Source organism: Teichococcus deserti (assembly GCF_001982615.1).
Taxonomy (GTDB): domain Bacteria; phylum Pseudomonadota; class Alphaproteobacteria; order Acetobacterales; family Acetobacteraceae; genus Pseudoroseomonas; species Pseudoroseomonas deserti.
The window spans coordinates 1-15,400 of the sequence record NZ_MLCO01000217.1 but is presented as its reverse complement, the minus strand read 5'-3'; the positions used below and the strand labels follow the sequence as shown (position 1 = coordinate 15,400).

Sequence of the window (15,400 nt, the reverse complement as noted above, 5' to 3'; positions counted from 1 at the left end):
GAATCGAGGCCCACCGCATGCCCGGCCTGCCCGCCCACCGCGGGATAGTCGGACAGCAGCACCGCCACCCGCCGTTCGCCGCGCGCCAGGCCGGACAGCCGCGCCCAGCCCAGCGCACGGTCGGCGGCGAGCGCCACGCCCCCGGCATCCGGTTGCGACAATTGCGGGACATAGCCGAGGCCTTCGATCTCGGCGGTCGGGGCCTTGAAGCCGATGGCGGCGGTCAGCAGGCGGCCGTCGAGCTCCGGCAGCACCACCTGCATCGCGAGATCCGTCTGCGACAGCCCGCGGGTCGAGCCCTGCCACAAGGCCCGCGGCGCCGAGGAGAGCAGCAATTGCAGCACCGGCGCGCCGGCGGCCTCCAGCGGCGAGACGCCGTCCTGGCGGGCGGAGAAGCCGGTGGCGTTCAGCACCACGCGGGGCTTCCAGGCGGCCAGCCGCTCCGCCACGAAGCCGGCGCAGACGGCATCCTTCAGGCTGGCGGCGAAAAGCCCGCGCACCCGCAGCCCGCGCGCCCGCAGCGCCGCGGCGAGCGCCAGGACGGGGGCGATGTCGCCGGCCAGCAGATGCGAGCGGTAGAACAGCAGAATCGCGTCGGGCGCGGTATCCTCGGCGCCGAGCCCATGCTCGCCGGCCATCGGCAGCGGGGTGGGGGTGGCGCCGTCATCAGGCCCGAGTGCTCCCGCATGCAGCGCCAGCCGCAACGCTGCCGCGACATTCTCCGGGCCACCCGCCGAGAACAACCCGTCCAGCCGCGCCAGGATCGCTTCCGGCATGGTGGAAAGAGAAGAAAGTCGCGGATCGGCGCGGCCGTCGCCGGGCAGCAGGGCGAGGGGAATGCCCTCGCGCCGGGCGAGAGCAGAAATTTCCTCGGCGCCGTAGCGCCAGTAGTCCAGGCCCCCCAGCAGCCGCACCACGATGCAGCGACTTTCGGTCAGCGTCGCCTCGGCATAGAGGTCGACCGACATCGGATGCGCCAGCTTCGCCAGATTGGCCAGGCGCAGGCTGGGGCGCGGCGCGGAAAACCCCTGCCAGGCGACGGAAGCCGCGCCCAGGTCGCTGTCGGCAAAAGACAAAAAGACAAGGTCGGCCGGGGCCTGGCCGAGCTCGACCGCGCCCTCGACCTCGTCCAGCCCCCGCCTTTCGCGCACCACCAAATGCATTTTTTTGTCCGTTGTCCCCGCCTCGATGGGCGGGGACGGCGATCCTAGCCCAGAATCATCTTGGCGATGGCCTCGCGGTCCATATGGGTCTCGCCGATGACGACCAGATGGCCTTCGCGGCTGTCGACCCAATCGGTGTCGTAGCTGTGGCGGAAGCGGCGGCCGACGCCCTGCACCGCCAGCCGGGCCTTCTTGCCAGCAATGCGGACGAAGCCCTTCAGGCGCAGGATGTCATGCGCCTCGGCCGCCGCCTGCAGCCGGGTCATCAGCGCCTCGGGGGAGGCAAATTCCGGCATCACCAGCAGCATGGAATCGAAGTCGTCATGCTCATGCGCGCCATCCTCGGCATCGTGGTGCGAGGGGCGGGCGGCCAGGTCGTCCTCGGCGGCCGCGTTGATGCCGAGCAGCACAGTCGGCTCCAGCGCGCCCTCGCGGGTGGCCACCACCTTCACCGCGCGCGGCAGCTGGGTGGCGATCTGGGCGCGGAGTGCGGACAGCGCCGCCGCGTCCAGCAGGTCGGCCTTGTTCACCACCACCAGGTCGGCGGCGTTGATCTGGTCCTCATAGACCTCGGCCAGCGGGTTGTCGTGGTCGAGCGACGGGTCGGCGGCGCGCTGCGCCGCGACGGCTTCCGGGTCGTCGGCGAAGCGGCCCTCGGCCACCGCCGGGCCGTCGACCACGGTGACGACGCCATCGACGGTCACGCGGGAGCGGATGCCGGGCCAGTTGAAGGCCTTAATCAGCGGCTTGGGCAGGGCCAGGCCGGAGGTCTCGATCAGGATATGCTCCGGCGGGTTCGGCCGGTCGATCAGCGCCTGGATGGTGGGCAGGAAATCGTCGGCGACGGTGCAGCAGAGGCAGCCATTGGCCAGCTCGACGATGTTCTCCTCCTCGCAGCCGGGGATGCCGCAATTCTTCAGCGTGTCGCCGTCGATGCCGAGGCTGCCGAACTCGTTGACGATGATGGCGATGCGGCGGCCATTGGCATGCTGCATCAAATGGCGCACCAGCGTGGTCTTCCCGGCGCCGAGGAAGCCGGTGACGATGGTGGCCGGGATCTTCTGCAGGTCGCTCATGCGGCGGGGTCCTTCGGGAGTGTGAAGTCGGGCAGCCGGGCAATCACCGCGCGGCGGAGCGATTCGGGCCGGCGGGACGGCAGCAGCGCCCCCGTGGCATGGGCGGCATAGGCGCTGGCATAGGTCAGCAGATCGCCGGCCATTTCACGGTCGAGCTCGCCCAGCAGATAGGTCCATTTGCCGGGGGCCGCGATGGCGGCGGTGCAGCCGCGGGCGCAGGCGGCCATGCAGGCGGCGCCGCGCAGTTCGACCGGGGGCTCGGGCTGCGTGGCCAGGGCTTCGGCCAGGGCGTCGTGCAGCAGGCGGCCGGGCGGCGTCTGGCCCTCGGCCAGGTCGTGGCCGGCACGGCAGCTGGTGCAGACGGTGAGGATGGGGCGGTCAGCCATGCGCGGCGCCGCCGCGCATCGCGGACAGGAAGATCAGGCGCCCAGCCAGGTGTTCGGCTGGTCGGGCCGCTGGCAGCCGAGCGGCGGCATGTTCACGGCCGGAAAGCTGGCGCGCAGCCTGCCGCAGCCCCAGCCGCGCAGCGCCGCCGGCATATAGCCGTTCAGCGCCGTGCCGACCTCGTCGTAGGGGCTCGAGCTGTTGGTGACATAGGCATACCACCGCCCGCCGCCCGCCAGCAGCAGGGCGGCCAGCAGCAGCGCCGCGAATCGGATGGTTCCGCCCATGCTGTTTCCCCAAGCCGGCGGGCGAAAACGCCCATGCACGAGCTTGGGTTGCCGGACCGTTGCGCAAGGTGCAAAAAAATTCTGGCCGGACGGTCAAACGATGGCCCCGAGATCAGCCGCGGTTGCGGCGGCCCGCAGCGGGCCGGAAAGGGCGCATTCGACCGCCCGGGCCCTGGCGCGCCCGGGTCGACATGCCGGGATTCGCACCCGGCATCCCGCTGCCGCCCCGAGGCACCCCGCCCGGTGGCACGATCCGCTGGCGATGGCAGGTCTCCTGGCTCGCGGATCGAACGCGCCCGACCGGCCTTCCCGGGGGCGACCCCAGTGGCGTGTCGGCCAGGCGCTCTCCGCACACAGTTGCGGGGGCAGCCGCGGATTGCAGGGGCGAAGCCGCCCCCGGGAACCGCGTTCCCTTTTCACCTTCCCTTCGGAAGGACCATCGCCCCCGTCCTAGGCGGCGGCCGCGCCCGCTGTCAAACGCATCGTCCTGGGCGCAACCCTCTGCGGGGCTGGACGCAAGGCCGGTCTAGGAAATGGTTAACATTTTTTTGCCTAAGGTCCGGCCGCCAGAAAAAGACGACGCGAAAGCATCCCAAGCAGATGTCCAGACAAAAAGTGACCCCGACCGGCCGGGAAGCCCCGCTCGGCGAGGAAGAACTGATCGTCACCAAGACGGACCCCAAAGGCCGCCTCCTCTACGCCAACGACGTCTTCATGCGTGTTTCCAAATATACGCCGCGGGAGGTCATCGGCGCGCCGCACAGCCTGGTGCGCCACCCGGAGATGCCGCGCTGCGTCTTCAAGCTGTTCTGGGACACCCTGCTGAAGGGCGAGGAGTTCTTCGGCTATGTGCTGAACCTCTCGGCGGATGGCAGCCACTACTGGGTCTTCGCCCATGCCACGCCGACCCGCGACGCCCGCGGCACCGTGGTCGGCTACCACTCCAACCGCCGCAAGCCGGACCCGGCCCAGGTGGCGAAGATCCAGCCGGTCTACCAGCAGCTGCTGCGCGCCGAGGCCGCCGCCGCCGACCGCAAGCAGGGCATGCAACAGGGGGGCGCCGCGCTGCAGCAGCTCCTGACCCAGCAGGGGGTGAGCTATGAGCGCTTTGTCTTCTCTCTCTGATCCCCGGCCGCCGCTGGCCGCGACCGCGCTGGGCGCCGTCGCCACCGTCGCGGCGCTCGCCTCGGGCGAGACCGGCTGGGTGGCGCTGGCCCCCGCCGCCGCGACCCTGGCCGCCACCGGCTGGACCGGAATCGCGCTGGCCCGCCAGCAGGCCGCCATGCTGCGCGCGGCGGAAGTCTGCGAGGCCGCCGCCAAGGGCGAGCTCGAGGCCCGCATCCTGGAGCTGCCCGCGCCCGGCCCGCTCGGCCGGATGCAGGGCGCGGTGAACGCCATGCTGGACATCACCGACGCCTTCGTCCGCGAATCCGCCGGCGCCATGCGCGCCGCCACCTCCGGCCGCTACTATCGGAAGGTGCTGCTGCGCGGGCTGCCGGGCAGCTTCCGCAACGCCGCCCGCGACCTCAATGCCGGCGCCGGCGTGATGGAGGCCAAGGCGGCCGAATTCGGCGCCTTCGCCGACGGCTTCGAGCGGGGCGTCGGCGGCGTCATCGCCAATGTCGCGACCGCGGCGACCGCGCTGCGGGGCAATGCCGAGGCCATGTCCGGCACCGCCGAGCAGACCAGCGCCCGCGCCGAGGCCGCCGCCGCCGCCACCCACCAGGCCGAGGCGAGCTCGCAGAACGTGGCGGTGGCGGCGCGCCAGCTGTCCTCCTCGGTTTCCGAGATCACCCGGCAGGTCGGCCGCGCCTCGCAGATCGCCCGCTCGGCGGTGGGCGCGGTGGAGCAGACCAACGGCACGGTCGCCGGGCTGAACGGCGCCGCCCAGCAGGTCGGCGAGGTGGTGCAGCTGATCAATGGCATCGCCGCCCAGACCAATCTTCTTGCTCTCAATGCCACCATCGAGGCCGCCCGCGCCGGCGAGGCCGGCAAGGGCTTCGCGGTCGTCGCCGGCGAGGTGAAGAGCCTGGCCAACCAGACGGCGCAGGCGACCGACCAGATCACCCAGCAGATCGGCGCCATGCAGCAGGCCCTGGCCGAGGCGATCCAGGCGATCGACAACATCGGCGCCACGGTGCGCGAGACCGACGAGGTCGCCACCGCCATCGCCGCCGCGGTGGAGGAGCAGAGCGCCGCCACCGCCGAGATCGCCCGCAGCGTCCAGCAATCGGCCGAGGGCACGGCGGAAGTGGCCCGCAACATCGAGGCGGTGCGCCTGGCCGCCCGCCAGACGGACCAGGCCGCGACGTCGATGCGGGACTCGGCGGTGGGTCTCTCCGGGGAGGCCGAACGCCTGAGCGCCGAGGTGGGCGTGTTCATGGGGCAGGCGCGGAAGGCGGTCTGACGCCGCTTTCACCGCAGAAAAAAGAAGGGGAAGGCCAGGGGGAATTCATTCCCCCTGGCCTTCCCCTTGCCTGTGCTTCCTTCTACCCCCGCCGGCATGGGATTCACTCTCGTCCTCGGCGGCGCCCGTTCCGGAAAGTCCCGCCATGCGGAGGCGCTGGTGGCGCGGCATGCCGCCCCTTGGGCCTATATCGCCACTGCCGAGGCCTGGGACGGTGAGATGCGCGACCGCATTGCGCAGCACCAGGCGCGGCGGGACGCGCGCTGGGCGACCATCGGCGCGCCGCTGGATCTGCCGGGCGCGCTGGATCAGGCAGGCGACCGGCCGGCGCTGGTGGATTGCCTGACGTTGTGGCTGACCAACCTGATGCTGGGCGAGCATGACGTCGCCGCGGCGACCGCTGCCCTGGAAGCGGCGCTGGACGGCCGCGCCGCGCCCACCGTGCTGGTCGCCAACGAGGTGGGCCTGGGCATCGTGCCGGAGAACAGGCTGGCCCGCGCCTTCCGCGACCAGGCCGGGCTGCTGAACCAGCGGCTGGCGGCGCGGGCCGCGCATGTGCATTTCGTGGCGGCCGGGCTGCCGCTGGTGATGAAGGGGGACGCATGACCGAGGACGCCGACCGCCATCGCGACAAGATGGCCAAGCGCAAGGCCGTGCAGGACGCCGAGGTCGCGTCCAAGACGGTCGAGAAGGGCCTGCTGATGGTCCATACCGGCGCCGGCAAGGGCAAGTCGACCGCCGCCTTCGGCCTGGCGCTGCGCATGCTGGGCCGGGGCCGCCGCGTCGGCGTCGTGCAGTTCATCAAGGGCGCCTGGAGCACCGGCGAGCGGCCGCTGCTGGAGGCCATGCCCGGCCTCGAATGGCACAGCATGGGCGAGGGCTTCACCTGGGAGACCCAGGACCGCGAGCGCGACGTCGCCGCCTGCCGCCGCGCCTGGGACAAGGCGATGGCGCTGAAGGCCGAGGACGGCCTGGGGATGCTGGTGCTGGACGAGCTCTGCATCGCGCTGCGCTACCACTACCTGCCCTTGCCCGAGGTGATCGACGGGCTGATGGACCGGCCGCCGATGCTCCACGTCGTGGTCACCGGCCGCAACGCGCCGCCGGCGCTGATGGAGGCCGCCGACCTGGTCACCGAGATGCTGCCGCGCAAGCACCATTTCGCCGCCGGGGTGAAGGCCCAGGAAGGCATCGAGTTCTGACGATGCGCGGCGCGGCGCTGATGTTCCAGGGCACCGGCTCCTCGGTGGGGAAGTCGCTGCTGGTGGCGGGGCTGGCGCGCGCGCTGACCCGGCGCGGCCTGGTGGTGCGGCCGTTCAAGCCGCAGAACATGTCGAACAACGCCGCCGTCACCGCCGATGGCGGCGAGATCGGCCGGGCCCAGGCGCTGCAGGCCCGCGCCGCCGGCGTCGCCCCCAGCGTCCACATGAACCCGGTGCTGCTGAAGCCGCAAAGCGAGATCGGCAGCCAGGTGGTGGTGCAGGGCCGCGTCCATGCGACGGCGCGTGCCCGCGACTACCAGGCGATGAAGCCATCCCTAATGCCCTTCGTCCTGGACAGTTTTTCCCGGTTGCAGGCCGAGGCGGATATCGTGCTGGTCGAAGGGGCCGGCAGCGCCTCTGAAGTCAATCTCCGTGCCGGCGACATCGCCAATATGGGCTTCGCCCGGGCGACCGAGACGCCCGTGGTGCTAGTGGGCGACATCGACCGCGGCGGGGTGATCGCCTCGCTGGTGGGCACGAAGCATGTCGTCGCGCCCGGGGATGCGGCGCTGATCCGCGGCTTCATCGTCAACCGGATGCGCGGCGATGCCAGCCTTTTCGCCGACGGCATGGCGACCATCGCCCAGGCCACCGGCTGGGTTGATTGCGGGCTGGTGCCCTTCTTCGAGAGCGCCCGCCGCCTGCCGGCCGAGGACGCCCAGGACCTGCTGGACCACCTGCCGCGGCGAGCAGGGGGCGGTTGCCGCATCGCCGTTCCCCTGCTGCCGCGCATCGCCAATTTCGACGACCTCGACCCGCTGGCCGCCGAGCCTGGGGTCGAGCTGATCCTGCTGCGCCCCGGCATGCCGCTGCCGGGCGACACGGATCTGGTGATCCTGCCCGGCTCCAAGGCCACCATCGCCGACCTGGCGGCGCTGCGCGCCGAGGGCTGGGACATCGACATCCTGGCCCATCACCGCCGCGGCGGCCGGATCCTGGGGATCTGCGGCGGCTACCAGATGCTGGGCACCACCATCGCCGACCCCGAGGGCGCCGAGGGGCCGCCGGGCAGCGTCCCCGGCCTTGGCCTGCTGCAGGTCGAGACCGTGCTGGCGGGCCAGAAGCAGCTCTCCCCCGCCCGCGGGCAGAGCCTCGCCGACGGCCTGCCCTTCGCCGGCTACGAGATGCATATCGGCCGCACCGCCGGCCTCGACACGGCCCGCCCCCTGCTGCGCCTCGAGGATGGCCGGCTGGACGGCGCTGGCTCGGCCGACGGCCGGGTCGCCGGCACCTATGTCCATGGCTTCTTCGCCGACGACGCCCAGCGCGCCGGCTGGCTGGCGCGACTCGGCACAGAGGCCGCACCACGCCGTCACGAGGCGGAGGTCGAGGCTACGCTGGACGCGCTGGCCGGCCACTTCGAGCGATATCTGAAGATTGACTCGCTACTGGCTCTGGCAACAGCAAGATGACGGTTGCGGGAGCGGCAAACTGCAAGCCCTGCCGCCGCGTTTCCCCAACAGCGCCAACCCGAATGGACCCCCCGGCCATGACCATGCTGCTGCAAAGCCTGAAGAATCTCTCCCGCGGCGAGTCCCTGGCCGCACGGGCGGCCCGCCTTTACCGCGAGGAGCGACTCCGCGGCGGGGCGCCGCGGCTGGTGCAATGCCTGCGGCTGGCGAAGGAAGCCCGGTAAGGGAAGACAAGGGCAGGCTGGGGGGAATGACTTCCTCCTGCGAACCCATGGTTTCGCGCCCCATCTTCGTTCTGGTCCGCGGCCGTTGCGAGCCGGCGCTTCCCCCGAGGCGTCGCGACAGCATCCAGGTGGAACCTAGAACAAACAGAACAGCGCGACCTTGAAGGTCGCGCTGCTGCCGGGCCGGGCCACGAACCGGACATGGCACCAGACAGAAAAACGAAGGGGTCGAGGGGAATTCATTCCCCTCGCCTTTTCGCTTTTAGGCTGCCACTGCCGCTGAACTGCTCTGGAACCCGATCGCCTCGAACTCGCTGAAGATGTGGTCCGCCCAGCAGGCGATGTCGCAGTTCTGGACCGCCTTCTCCATCGCCTTCATGCGCCCGGCAGCTTCGGCGGCCGGCATGTCCAGCGCCTCGTCCAGGGCGCGATCCAGGTTGCGCTTGGAATAGGGGTTGGTCAGCACCGCCTGGGGCAGCTCCACTGCGCAGCCGGCGAATTCCGACAGGATCAGCGACCCGGGCGCGCCGCGCTTGGCGGCGACATATTCCTTGGCCACCAGGTTCAGCCCGTCGCGCAGCGGCGTGGTCAGGCAGATATCGGCGACGTTGTAGTAGGCCAGCAGCGTCTCGAAGGGGATGGAGTTGGTGAACAGCACCACCGGCGTCCAGTCCAGCTTGGAGAAGCGGCCGTTGATGCGGCCGGCCAGCGCCTCGATGTCGCGCTGGGTGTCTTCGTAGACCTTCATCTGTGCGGCGGCACGGACCGAGGTCGCCACCAGCTTCACCTCGCCGATCAGCGCGGGGCGGCGTTCCAGCAGCCGCTCGAAGCCCTGCAGCGCCTCGATCATGCCCTTGGTGTAGTCGGTGCGGCCAACGGCCATGATCATGCGACGACCGGAAAGGCCGTCGCGGGTTTCCTGCTGCTGGGCGCGGCTTTCGGGGCGCTCCACCACCTCGCGGATCAGCTGCGCGTCGGTGCCGACGGGGGCGCTGTCCAGGCGGATGCTGCGGCCATTGTGGCGCAGCAGGCGCGGCATGTCGGGCTCGGACAAGGCCTGGCCGGGGGCGGCGAAGGCGGGGTCGACCGGGCGGGTCTCGGCGATCTCGGCGCCGGCGAGGGCGCGGGCGAGCTCGGCGAAGTTGCGGGCGTAGCGCGGGATGTGGAAGCCGACCAGGTCGCAGGCCAGCAGGCTGTCCAGGATCTCGCGCCGCCAGGGCAGGATGTTGAAGACATCCGCCGCCGGGAAGGGCGTGTGGTGGAAGAAGGCGATGCGCGCCCGCGGCTTCAGCTGGCGGAGGTAGGCCGGCACCAGCCACAGGTTGTAGTCATGCACCCAGATCACCGCGTCGTCCTCGGCCTGGGCCGCGGCGGCCTCGGCAAACTTGCGGTTCACGGCGCGGAAGGTGTCCCAGTCGGCGTTGTCGTAGTGGAACAGCGACGGGAAGGAATGCAGCACCGGCCACAGCGCCTCCTTGGAGGTGACGTGGTAGAAGCTCTCGACTTCCTCCGCCGTCAGCCCGAGGCGGGAGACGGTGTAGCCGCCGTTGACGTCGTCGATATGCACGGCGCGCTCGAAGCTTTCGCCCGGCTTGGCCAGCTTCCAGGCGACCCAGGCGCCGGCGCCCGGGGCGGTGCGGCCGAAGAAGGATTTCAGCGTCGGCACGATGCCGTTCGGGCTGCGGTTCGGGCGGAACACGGTCTGGCCGTTCTCCACCGCCTCCTCATAGGGCTGGCGGTGATAGACGATGACCAGGGACGACTTCTTCTGGGCGAGCTGGGTCATGCCACGGCCTCCGGCAGCAGGGAAAAATGACGGATGGCGTCGGCGATGCCGGCGGCACCCTCGGCGCGGGGGCGGTGGATCAGGCGGGCCTGCTCGGGCGGCAGGGCGTCGAGCGCCGCCACCAGCCGCGGCTCGGCATTGCCGACGGCGACGCCGCGCAGCCCGGTCTGGAACAGCGACAGGTCGTTCATGGTGTCGCCGGCGGTCAGCACGCGCTCGGCCGGCAGGCCCAGCGCATGCACCAGCCGCAGCAGGGTCGGGCCCTTGGCGATGCCGCGCGGCAGCACGTCCAGATAGGTGTCGGCCGAGAGGACGCAGTCGAAGCCGGCCTCCTCGATGCGGGCGACGGTGCGCGGCTGCAGCTGCTCGGGGTCGTAGTAGTAGCTGACGCGGTGGCGGAAGGGGGTGGGCTGCGGGCGCAGCCCGGGCTCCGCTGACAGCATCTCGCGCACCCGCGGGCCGGCATCGTTCCAGCGTGAAACGATGTCCGCCTCCAGGGTGGGGATCGGCTGGAAGGTGTCGCCGTCGAAGACCGAGGTGCCGACATCGCCGATGACATAGCGCGGCCGCGGCATGCCGGGCGTCTCCACCAGCTCGCGGATGAAGTCGCGGTCGCGGCCGGTGACGAAGATCAGCAGCACGTCGTCCCGGGCGTCGAGCTCCTGGTAGAGGGCGCGGCGCTCCGCCTCGGTCCCGCCCAGGAAGGTGCCGTCCAGGTCGGTGGCCAGCACCAGGTTCAGCGGCGCCTTCATGCGAAGACCCTCCGGCGCAGCGGCGCTTCCGTCGCCGGGTGCGCGATGCTGGCGCGGTGCTCCAGGGCGCGGGGCTCGGCGCGCAGCGGGCCGGTCAGCAGGGCGGCGATGGCGCGCTCCACCGGCAGGCCGTGATGGACGACGCGGTCCACCGCCTCGCAGATCGGCATGGCGACGCCGCGCTTCTGGGCCAGCGCCAGGACGGAGCGCGCATTCACCACGCCTTCCACCACGGCGCCGCGGGCGGTGTCCGGCACGCGGCCGGCGCCGATTGCCTGGCCGAAGGAGAAGTTTCGCGACTTGGTCGAGGAGCAGGTCAGGATCACGTCGCCGGCGCCCGACAGGCCCAGCACCGTCTCCGCCCTGCCGCCGAGGGCCACCGACAGCCGGCTGATCTCGGCCAGGCCCCGGGCCAGCAACGCCGCGCGCGGGTTCGACCCCATGCCGCGCCCGTCGATGATGCCGGAGGCGACGGCCAGCACGTTCTTCACCGCGCCGCTGACCTCGACGCCGATCGGGTCGTCGGACAGGTAGGGGCGGAAATGCCGGCTGGCGAAGGTCACCGCGATGCGCGCGGCCGGATGGCCCTCGGCGAAAATGCCGTCGGGCCCGGCGGGGGCGGCAATGGTGACGGCGGTCGGCTGGTCCTCGGCGACCTCAATGGCGAAGGAGGGGCCGGACAGCACGGCCTGCGGCCGGCCCGGCATTTCCTCGGCGATGACCTGGGTCATCAGCGCGCCGGTATCGGCCTCGATCCCCTTGGCGCAGAGGGTGACGGGAATGCCCTCGGGCAGCAGCGCCTCGACCCGGGTCGCGATGCCACGCAGATGCTGCGAGGGCACCACCAGCACGGCGAGCTCGGCGCCGCGCAGCGCCGCGGCCAGGTCGGTGGTGGCCAGGATCGACCCGGGCAGGCGGTGGCCGGGCAGGAAGGGGTTCTGGCGGGTGCGGGCGATCTGCGCCGCGGCCTCGGCCTCGCGCAGCCAGAGGGTGGTCTCGCGTCCGGCGCGCTCGGCGGCCAGGGCCAGGGCGGTGCCCCAGGCGCCGCCGCCGATAATGGCGACGCGGCCATAGGGGGCGGGTTCGTGGAAGTCGGCATTCGGGGTGGCGGATCCGGTGTGGCGCACGGGATGGGCCCTCCGTCTTGGCGGCCGCGGGCCGCTGGATTCAAGTGATGGGCGGCAGGAGGCCGCGGCGGGATATGCTCGCTGGTGGTTATGGAGGGCTTAAGCTGCGATGGTGCGCTGCAAAATTCAAGTCCAGAATCCGACGCGCAGCCGGGACATGAAGTATTTTGTCGCCGTTATTTGGATGGAAGTAACCAGTTTTTCCGGTTTCTTCCGATCATATATTCGGCGTTGCTAGGGATAGAAAAATCCATTTCCGGCGAGGGGGCACGCTGGTCTGTGCGGTGCCAGAAAGGGTCGCGCTGTCGCTGATGGCGAATCGAGCGGGGGTCACGCCTCAGGCAGAATGCGCTACGAGGCGACGGCGCCGGCGGCCCCGGCGCCCGCCAAGCAAAGCGCAAGAAAAAAACCTCAGCGCGCGCTGGCGAAGACCTGGCCGACGGCCTCGGCCATCTCGGCGGCCATGCGGCCGGCGCGGCCGGCATCGGGCTGCGACAGGCTGTTCACCCGAACCTTCACCACATGCCCCGACTGCAGCGCGACGCAGATCCCGTCGGCGCTGGCCCGGCCCTGCTGCGGCTGCAGGGTGAAGCTGGTGCAGCGCAGCGCCGGGGTGGCCTCGGCCAAAGCGGGCGTCGCCGCCGGCGGCAGCGCCTGGGCGGTCACGGCGCGGTAGCGGCCGGTGCCGGCCAGGGCCTCGGTCTCGGCGCTGGCGCGCTGCAGCTCCTCCTCCGGGGTGCCGCTGCCCTCGCTGGCATAGACCATGACCGAGACCATGATGCGCTCGCCATCGGTGGCGGCGTAGCGGACGGTGCTGCCACGGCGCAGCGCCTCCGTCTCGCTGATGCGGCGATAGCCCAGCAGCTCGGACGGCAGGCGGCGGGCCAGGCGCTCGGTGGCGCTGGGGGCAGGGCCGGGGTCGATGGGTTGGGCATCGGCCATGACCTGCGCCGCGGCGCCGAAGGGCAGCAGCGGCAGCAGCGACAGCAGGGTGACGGCGCGGCGCATCGCGATTCCCCGGTGCTTTTCCTGGACCGGGGGAAAGCTTGCGCCTCCTGCGACACCGGCTTCAAGCATCGCGGCATCACAGCTGCGCGCAGCGGTGCCTCAGCCGAGGGCCGCCGCCAGCGCCAGCACGGCACCCAGCTGCAGCGCGCAGGCCAGGCGATAGAGGCGCAGCGCGCGGCGCAGGTCGGCGGCATCGGCCTCGGCGCGGCCGTCGCCCATCCAGCCATCCTCCACCCGCTCGGCGCCATAGACGCGCGGCCCGGCCAGGCGCAGGCCCAGCGCGCCGGCCATCGCCGCCTCCGGCCAGCCGGCATTGGGCGAGCGGTGGCGCCGCGCATCCCGCGCCACCGCCCGCGCCGCCGCCCTGGCCGAGCAGCCGGGCAGCAGGGCGGCCGCGGCCACCAGCCACAGCGCCGCCAGCCGCGAGGCCGGCAGGTTCACCAGGTCGTCGAAGCGCGCCGCCGCCCAGCCGAAGGCGCGGTAGCGGGCCGAGCGATGGCCGATCATGCTGTCCGCCGTGTTGGCCGCCTTGTAGAGCGCCGCCCCCGGCAGCCCGGCGACCCCGGCCCAGAAGGCGGGGGCGACGATGCCGTCGGAAAAATTCTCGGCCAGGCTTTCGATGGCGGCGCGGGCGACGCCGGCCTCGTCCAGGCTTTCGGGGTTGCGGCCGACGATCATGGCGACGGCTTTTCTTCCGCCTGCCAGGCCATCCTTCTCCAGTCCTTCGGCCACGGCGGCGACATGATCGTGCAGGCTGCGCTGCGCCGGCAGGCTGGCGATCAGCACGGCCAGCGCGATCATCCCCGGCAGGCTGCCGATCAACGCCGCCTGCAGCAGCGCCGTGGGCAGGCCCACCGCCAGCAGCAGCGCGGCCAGCGTCGCCACCCCGGCGCCGCGGCGGAAGCGGTCGGATCGGGCCGGGTCGTTCAGCCGCTGCTCCAGCACTGACAGAAACGCACCCATCCAGACCACCGGATGGCGGATGGCGGCGAAGAGCGCTTTGGGGTAGCCGAAGGCGGCCTCGATCAGCAGCGCCCCGGCGAGGATCAGCAGCAGGTCGGTCAGGGCGAAGGATCCCGGGAGGGTGGAAGGCGTGTCGGCTAGCATGGCGCAGGACGGGTTGGAACATGGCGGTCGGCTGGGCGCCGCGCGCCGGTTGTTCGCCGGGGCGCCGGAGCCCTTTTTCGACCTGTCCACCGGCATCAATCCGCGGCCCTGGCCGGTGCCGGCCTTGGGTCCCGATGCCTGGGGGCGGCTGCCGGAACCCGAGGCGGAGCGCGCCCTGCGCGTCGCCGCCGCCGCCGCTTACGAGGCCGCGACGCCGGAGATGGTCGCCGCCGCGCCGGGGACGCAGCTGCTGATCCAGCTGCTGCCGCGGATCTTTCCGCAGGGGCGGCTGGCCGTGCTGGGCCCGACCTATGCCGAGCATGCCGCCTGCTGGGGTGCCGCCGGCACCGCGGTCGTGGAAGTCGACACCTTCAAGGCGCTGTTCGACGCCCCCGCCGCGCTGCTCTGCAACCCGAACAACCCGGATGGGCGGCGGGTCGGGTTGGGGGAGCTGCGCGCCCTGGCCGATGCCATGGCCGCCCGCGATGGGGTGCTGGTCGTCGACGAGGCCTTCGCCGACCTGGAGCCCGAGCTGGCCTCGGCGTCTTCCCTGTTGCCGCATCCGGCGATCATCGTGCTGCGGTCCTTTGGAAAAACCTATGGGCTGGCCGGGCTGCGGCTCGGCTTCGCCCTGGCGGCGCCCGAGCGTGCGGCGGCGATCCGCGGCTGGCTCGGCCCCTGGGCGGTCTCCGGCCCGGCCTTGGCGATCGGCGCCGCCGCCCTGACCGACGCCCCGTGGCGCGCTGGCGAATCGACCCGCCTGGCCGCCGAGGCCGCCCGGCTGGACGCGCTGCTGCAGGCCGCCGGGCTGAGGATCATCGGCGGCACCCGCCTGTTCCGCCTGGCCGAGGGCGATGCCTCTGTCTGGCACCAGCGCCTGGGCCGCGCCGGGATCCTGACCCGGCCTTTCGCCCGCCAGCCGCGCTGGCTGCGCTTCGGCCTGCCGCCGGACGAGGCCGCCTGGGCTCGGCTGGCCTCGGCGCTGGGGTGAGGTGCGGCACACGCCGCTTTGTAGTTGCGAGTTATTCTCATTAGCGGTTAGATGCGGGGGTTCACCGCCACCATCCCCAAGCTGGGGGAGAGACAAGCATGTTCCATCACCGTTCCTGTGGCACCGCCAATCTCGTGGCCCTGATGGCCGCGCATCGCGCGCTGCGCGACGAGCCCGGCGGGCTGCAGCAGCACGACATCACCCGCCTGACCGAGCTGCTGGAGGCCGAGCTGCCGCCCGCCCGCATCCCCGGCCGCGGCCCCACCCGCCAGGCGCCGGTCTTCCAGAAGAACTGACCCTTGCCGCGGGATGCGGCGCGGCCCAGGCTGGGCCGATGCGCATCCTGCTGCTGAACGGCAATACCGACGCCGCCATGACCGCGCGCATGGCGGCGTCGGTATTGCCGTTCAGCAG

17 protein-coding genes and 1 riboswitch are annotated in these 15,400 nt (G+C 71.8%); of the genes, 8 read left to right on the top strand and 9 right to left on the bottom strand.

Going from position 1 to position 15,400, the window contains the following annotated elements; genetic code table 11:
• The 4 genes from BKE38_RS20510 to BKE38_RS20495 form a co-directional block, all read right to left on the bottom strand.
• Positions 1–1,163 (bottom strand): cobaltochelatase subunit CobN (locus tag BKE38_RS20510; RefSeq protein ID WP_207553623.1); only part of this gene is annotated, 1,163 nt, incomplete at its 3' end.
• A gap of 44 nt (positions 1,164–1,207) precedes the next feature.
• Positions 1,208–2,239 carry a cobalamin biosynthesis protein CobW gene (cobW, locus tag BKE38_RS20505; RefSeq protein WP_076959110.1) on the bottom strand — a complete coding sequence of 344 codons (1,032 nt, stop codon included), beginning with the start codon at positions 2,237–2,239 and terminating at the stop codon, positions 1,208–1,210.
• A complete protein-coding gene (locus BKE38_RS20500; protein ID WP_076959109.1) occupies positions 2,236–2,625 on the bottom strand; it encodes a DUF1636 family protein in 390 nt (129 codons plus the stop codon). Before BKE38_RS20500 ends, cobW begins: the two co-directional genes overlap by 4 nt.
• A gap of 33 nt (positions 2,626–2,658) precedes the next feature.
• Positions 2,659–2,910 carry a hypothetical protein gene (locus BKE38_RS20495; RefSeq protein ID WP_076959108.1) on the bottom strand — a complete coding sequence of 84 codons (252 nt, stop codon included), beginning with the start codon at positions 2,908–2,910 and terminating at the stop codon, positions 2,659–2,661.
• A gap of 247 nt (positions 2,911–3,157) precedes the next feature.
• Positions 3,158–3,366, bottom strand: a riboswitch (cobalamin riboswitch).
• Between the two features lie 144 nt (positions 3,367–3,510).
• Between BKE38_RS20495 and BKE38_RS20490 the strand changes: the two genes are divergently transcribed.
• The 6 genes from BKE38_RS20490 to BKE38_RS32270 all read left to right on the top strand — a co-directional run bounded on the left by BKE38_RS20490 (position 3,511) and on the right by BKE38_RS32270 (position 8,215).
• Positions 3,511–4,035, top strand: a complete 525-nt coding sequence (locus BKE38_RS20490; protein ID WP_076959107.1) for a PAS domain-containing protein — start codon at positions 3,511–3,513, stop codon at positions 4,033–4,035.
• A complete protein-coding gene (locus tag BKE38_RS33670) occupies positions 4,010–5,317 on the top strand; it encodes a methyl-accepting chemotaxis protein (RefSeq protein ID WP_076959106.1) in 1,308 nt (435 codons plus the stop codon). Before BKE38_RS20490 ends, BKE38_RS33670 begins: the two co-directional genes overlap by 26 nt.
• A 96-nt stretch (positions 5,318–5,413) precedes the next feature.
• Positions 5,414–5,923, top strand: coding sequence for a bifunctional adenosylcobinamide kinase/adenosylcobinamide-phosphate guanylyltransferase (gene cobU, locus BKE38_RS20480; RefSeq protein ID WP_076959105.1), 510 nt, complete (start codon positions 5,414–5,416; stop codon positions 5,921–5,923).
• Complete coding sequence (gene cobO / locus BKE38_RS20475) at positions 5,920–6,519, top strand: cob(I)yrinic acid a,c-diamide adenosyltransferase (protein WP_076959104.1); 600 nt, start codon at positions 5,920–5,922, stop codon at positions 6,517–6,519. The genes cobU and cobO overlap by 4 nt, the downstream gene beginning before the upstream one ends.
• Positions 6,520–6,521: 2 nt before the next feature.
• Positions 6,522–7,991 (top strand): cobyric acid synthase, encoded by a 1,470-nt coding sequence (locus BKE38_RS20470; RefSeq protein ID WP_207553622.1) that lies wholly within the window; start codon positions 6,522–6,524, stop codon positions 7,989–7,991.
• 77 nt (positions 7,992–8,068) lie between these two features.
• Positions 8,069–8,215 carry a hypothetical protein gene (locus tag BKE38_RS32270; protein ID WP_165694240.1) on the top strand — a complete coding sequence of 49 codons (147 nt, stop codon included), beginning with the start codon at positions 8,069–8,071 and terminating at the stop codon, positions 8,213–8,215.
• A gap of 262 nt (positions 8,216–8,477) precedes the next feature.
• Here BKE38_RS32270 and ggpS read toward each other — a convergent pair whose 3' ends face one another.
• From ggpS to cbiB, 5 genes are all read right to left on the bottom strand, one after another.
• Positions 8,478–10,001, bottom strand: a complete 1,524-nt coding sequence (ggpS, locus tag BKE38_RS20465; protein ID WP_076959103.1) for a glucosylglycerol-phosphate synthase — start codon at positions 9,999–10,001, stop codon at positions 8,478–8,480.
• Positions 9,998–10,753, bottom strand: a complete 756-nt coding sequence (locus BKE38_RS20460) for an HAD-IIB family hydrolase (protein ID WP_076959102.1) — start codon at positions 10,751–10,753, stop codon at positions 9,998–10,000. Before BKE38_RS20460 ends, ggpS begins: the two co-directional genes overlap by 4 nt.
• The gene (locus tag BKE38_RS20455) at positions 10,750–11,880 is read right to left on the bottom strand and encodes an NAD(P)H-dependent glycerol-3-phosphate dehydrogenase (protein ID WP_076959101.1); all 1,131 of its coding nucleotides are present in this window, start codon (positions 11,878–11,880) and stop codon (positions 10,750–10,752) included. The genes BKE38_RS20460 and BKE38_RS20455 overlap by 4 nt, the downstream gene beginning before the upstream one ends.
• A 411-nt stretch (positions 11,881–12,291) precedes the next feature.
• Positions 12,292–12,888 (bottom strand): hypothetical protein, encoded by a 597-nt coding sequence (locus tag BKE38_RS20450; RefSeq protein WP_076959100.1) that lies wholly within the window; start codon positions 12,886–12,888, stop codon positions 12,292–12,294.
• A 99-nt stretch (positions 12,889–12,987) separates the two neighbouring features.
• A complete protein-coding gene (cbiB, locus tag BKE38_RS20445; RefSeq protein ID WP_076959099.1) occupies positions 12,988–13,995 on the bottom strand; it encodes an adenosylcobinamide-phosphate synthase CbiB in 1,008 nt (335 codons plus the stop codon).
• Between cbiB and cobD the strand changes: the two genes are divergently transcribed.
• Both cobD and BKE38_RS20435 read left to right on the top strand, forming a co-directional pair.
• The gene (gene cobD / locus BKE38_RS20440) at positions 13,982–14,986 is read left to right on the top strand and encodes a threonine-phosphate decarboxylase CobD (protein ID WP_242662503.1); all 1,005 of its coding nucleotides are present in this window, start codon (positions 13,982–13,984) and stop codon (positions 14,984–14,986) included. The genes cbiB and cobD overlap by 14 nt on opposite strands.
• Positions 14,987–15,084: 98 nt before the next feature.
• Complete coding sequence (locus BKE38_RS20435) at positions 15,085–15,282, top strand: hypothetical protein (RefSeq protein ID WP_076959097.1); 198 nt, start codon at positions 15,085–15,087, stop codon at positions 15,280–15,282.
• Positions 15,283–15,400 lie beyond the last annotated feature (118 nt).

Excerpts from the sequence above, each read along its gene's own strand:
- cobW (WP_076959110.1), bottom strand. The coding sequence starts at position 2,239 with ATGAGCGACCTGCAGAAGATCCCGGCCACCATCGTCACCGGCTTCCTC.
- BKE38_RS20500 (WP_076959109.1), bottom strand. The coding sequence starts at position 2,625 with ATGGCTGACCGCCCCATCCTCACCGTCTGCACCAGCTGCCGTGCCGGC.
- BKE38_RS20495 (WP_076959108.1), bottom strand. The coding sequence starts at position 2,910 with ATGGGCGGAACCATCCGATTCGCGGCGCTGCTGCTGGCCGCCCTGCTG.
- BKE38_RS20490 (WP_076959107.1), top strand. The coding sequence starts at position 3,511 with ATGTCCAGACAAAAAGTGACCCCGACCGGCCGGGAAGCCCCGCTCGGC.
- BKE38_RS33670 (WP_076959106.1), top strand. The coding sequence starts at position 4,010 with ATGAGCGCTTTGTCTTCTCTCTCTGATCCCCGGCCGCCGCTGGCCGCG.
- cobU (WP_076959105.1), top strand. The coding sequence starts at position 5,414 with ATGGGATTCACTCTCGTCCTCGGCGGCGCCCGTTCCGGAAAGTCCCGC.
- cobO (WP_076959104.1), top strand. The coding sequence starts at position 5,920 with ATGACCGAGGACGCCGACCGCCATCGCGACAAGATGGCCAAGCGCAAG.
- BKE38_RS20470 (WP_207553622.1), top strand. The coding sequence starts at position 6,522 with ATGCGCGGCGCGGCGCTGATGTTCCAGGGCACCGGCTCCTCGGTGGGG.
- BKE38_RS32270 (WP_165694240.1), top strand. The coding sequence starts at position 8,069 with ATGACCATGCTGCTGCAAAGCCTGAAGAATCTCTCCCGCGGCGAGTCC.
- ggpS (WP_076959103.1), bottom strand. The coding sequence starts at position 10,001 with ATGACCCAGCTCGCCCAGAAGAAGTCGTCCCTGGTCATCGTCTATCAC.
- BKE38_RS20460 (WP_076959102.1), bottom strand. The coding sequence starts at position 10,753 with ATGAAGGCGCCGCTGAACCTGGTGCTGGCCACCGACCTGGACGGCACC.
- BKE38_RS20450 (WP_076959100.1), bottom strand. The coding sequence starts at position 12,888 with ATGCGCCGCGCCGTCACCCTGCTGTCGCTGCTGCCGCTGCTGCCCTTC.
- cbiB (WP_076959099.1), bottom strand. The coding sequence starts at position 13,995 with ATGCTAGCCGACACGCCTTCCACCCTCCCGGGATCCTTCGCCCTGACC.
- BKE38_RS20435 (WP_076959097.1), top strand. The coding sequence starts at position 15,085 with ATGTTCCATCACCGTTCCTGTGGCACCGCCAATCTCGTGGCCCTGATG.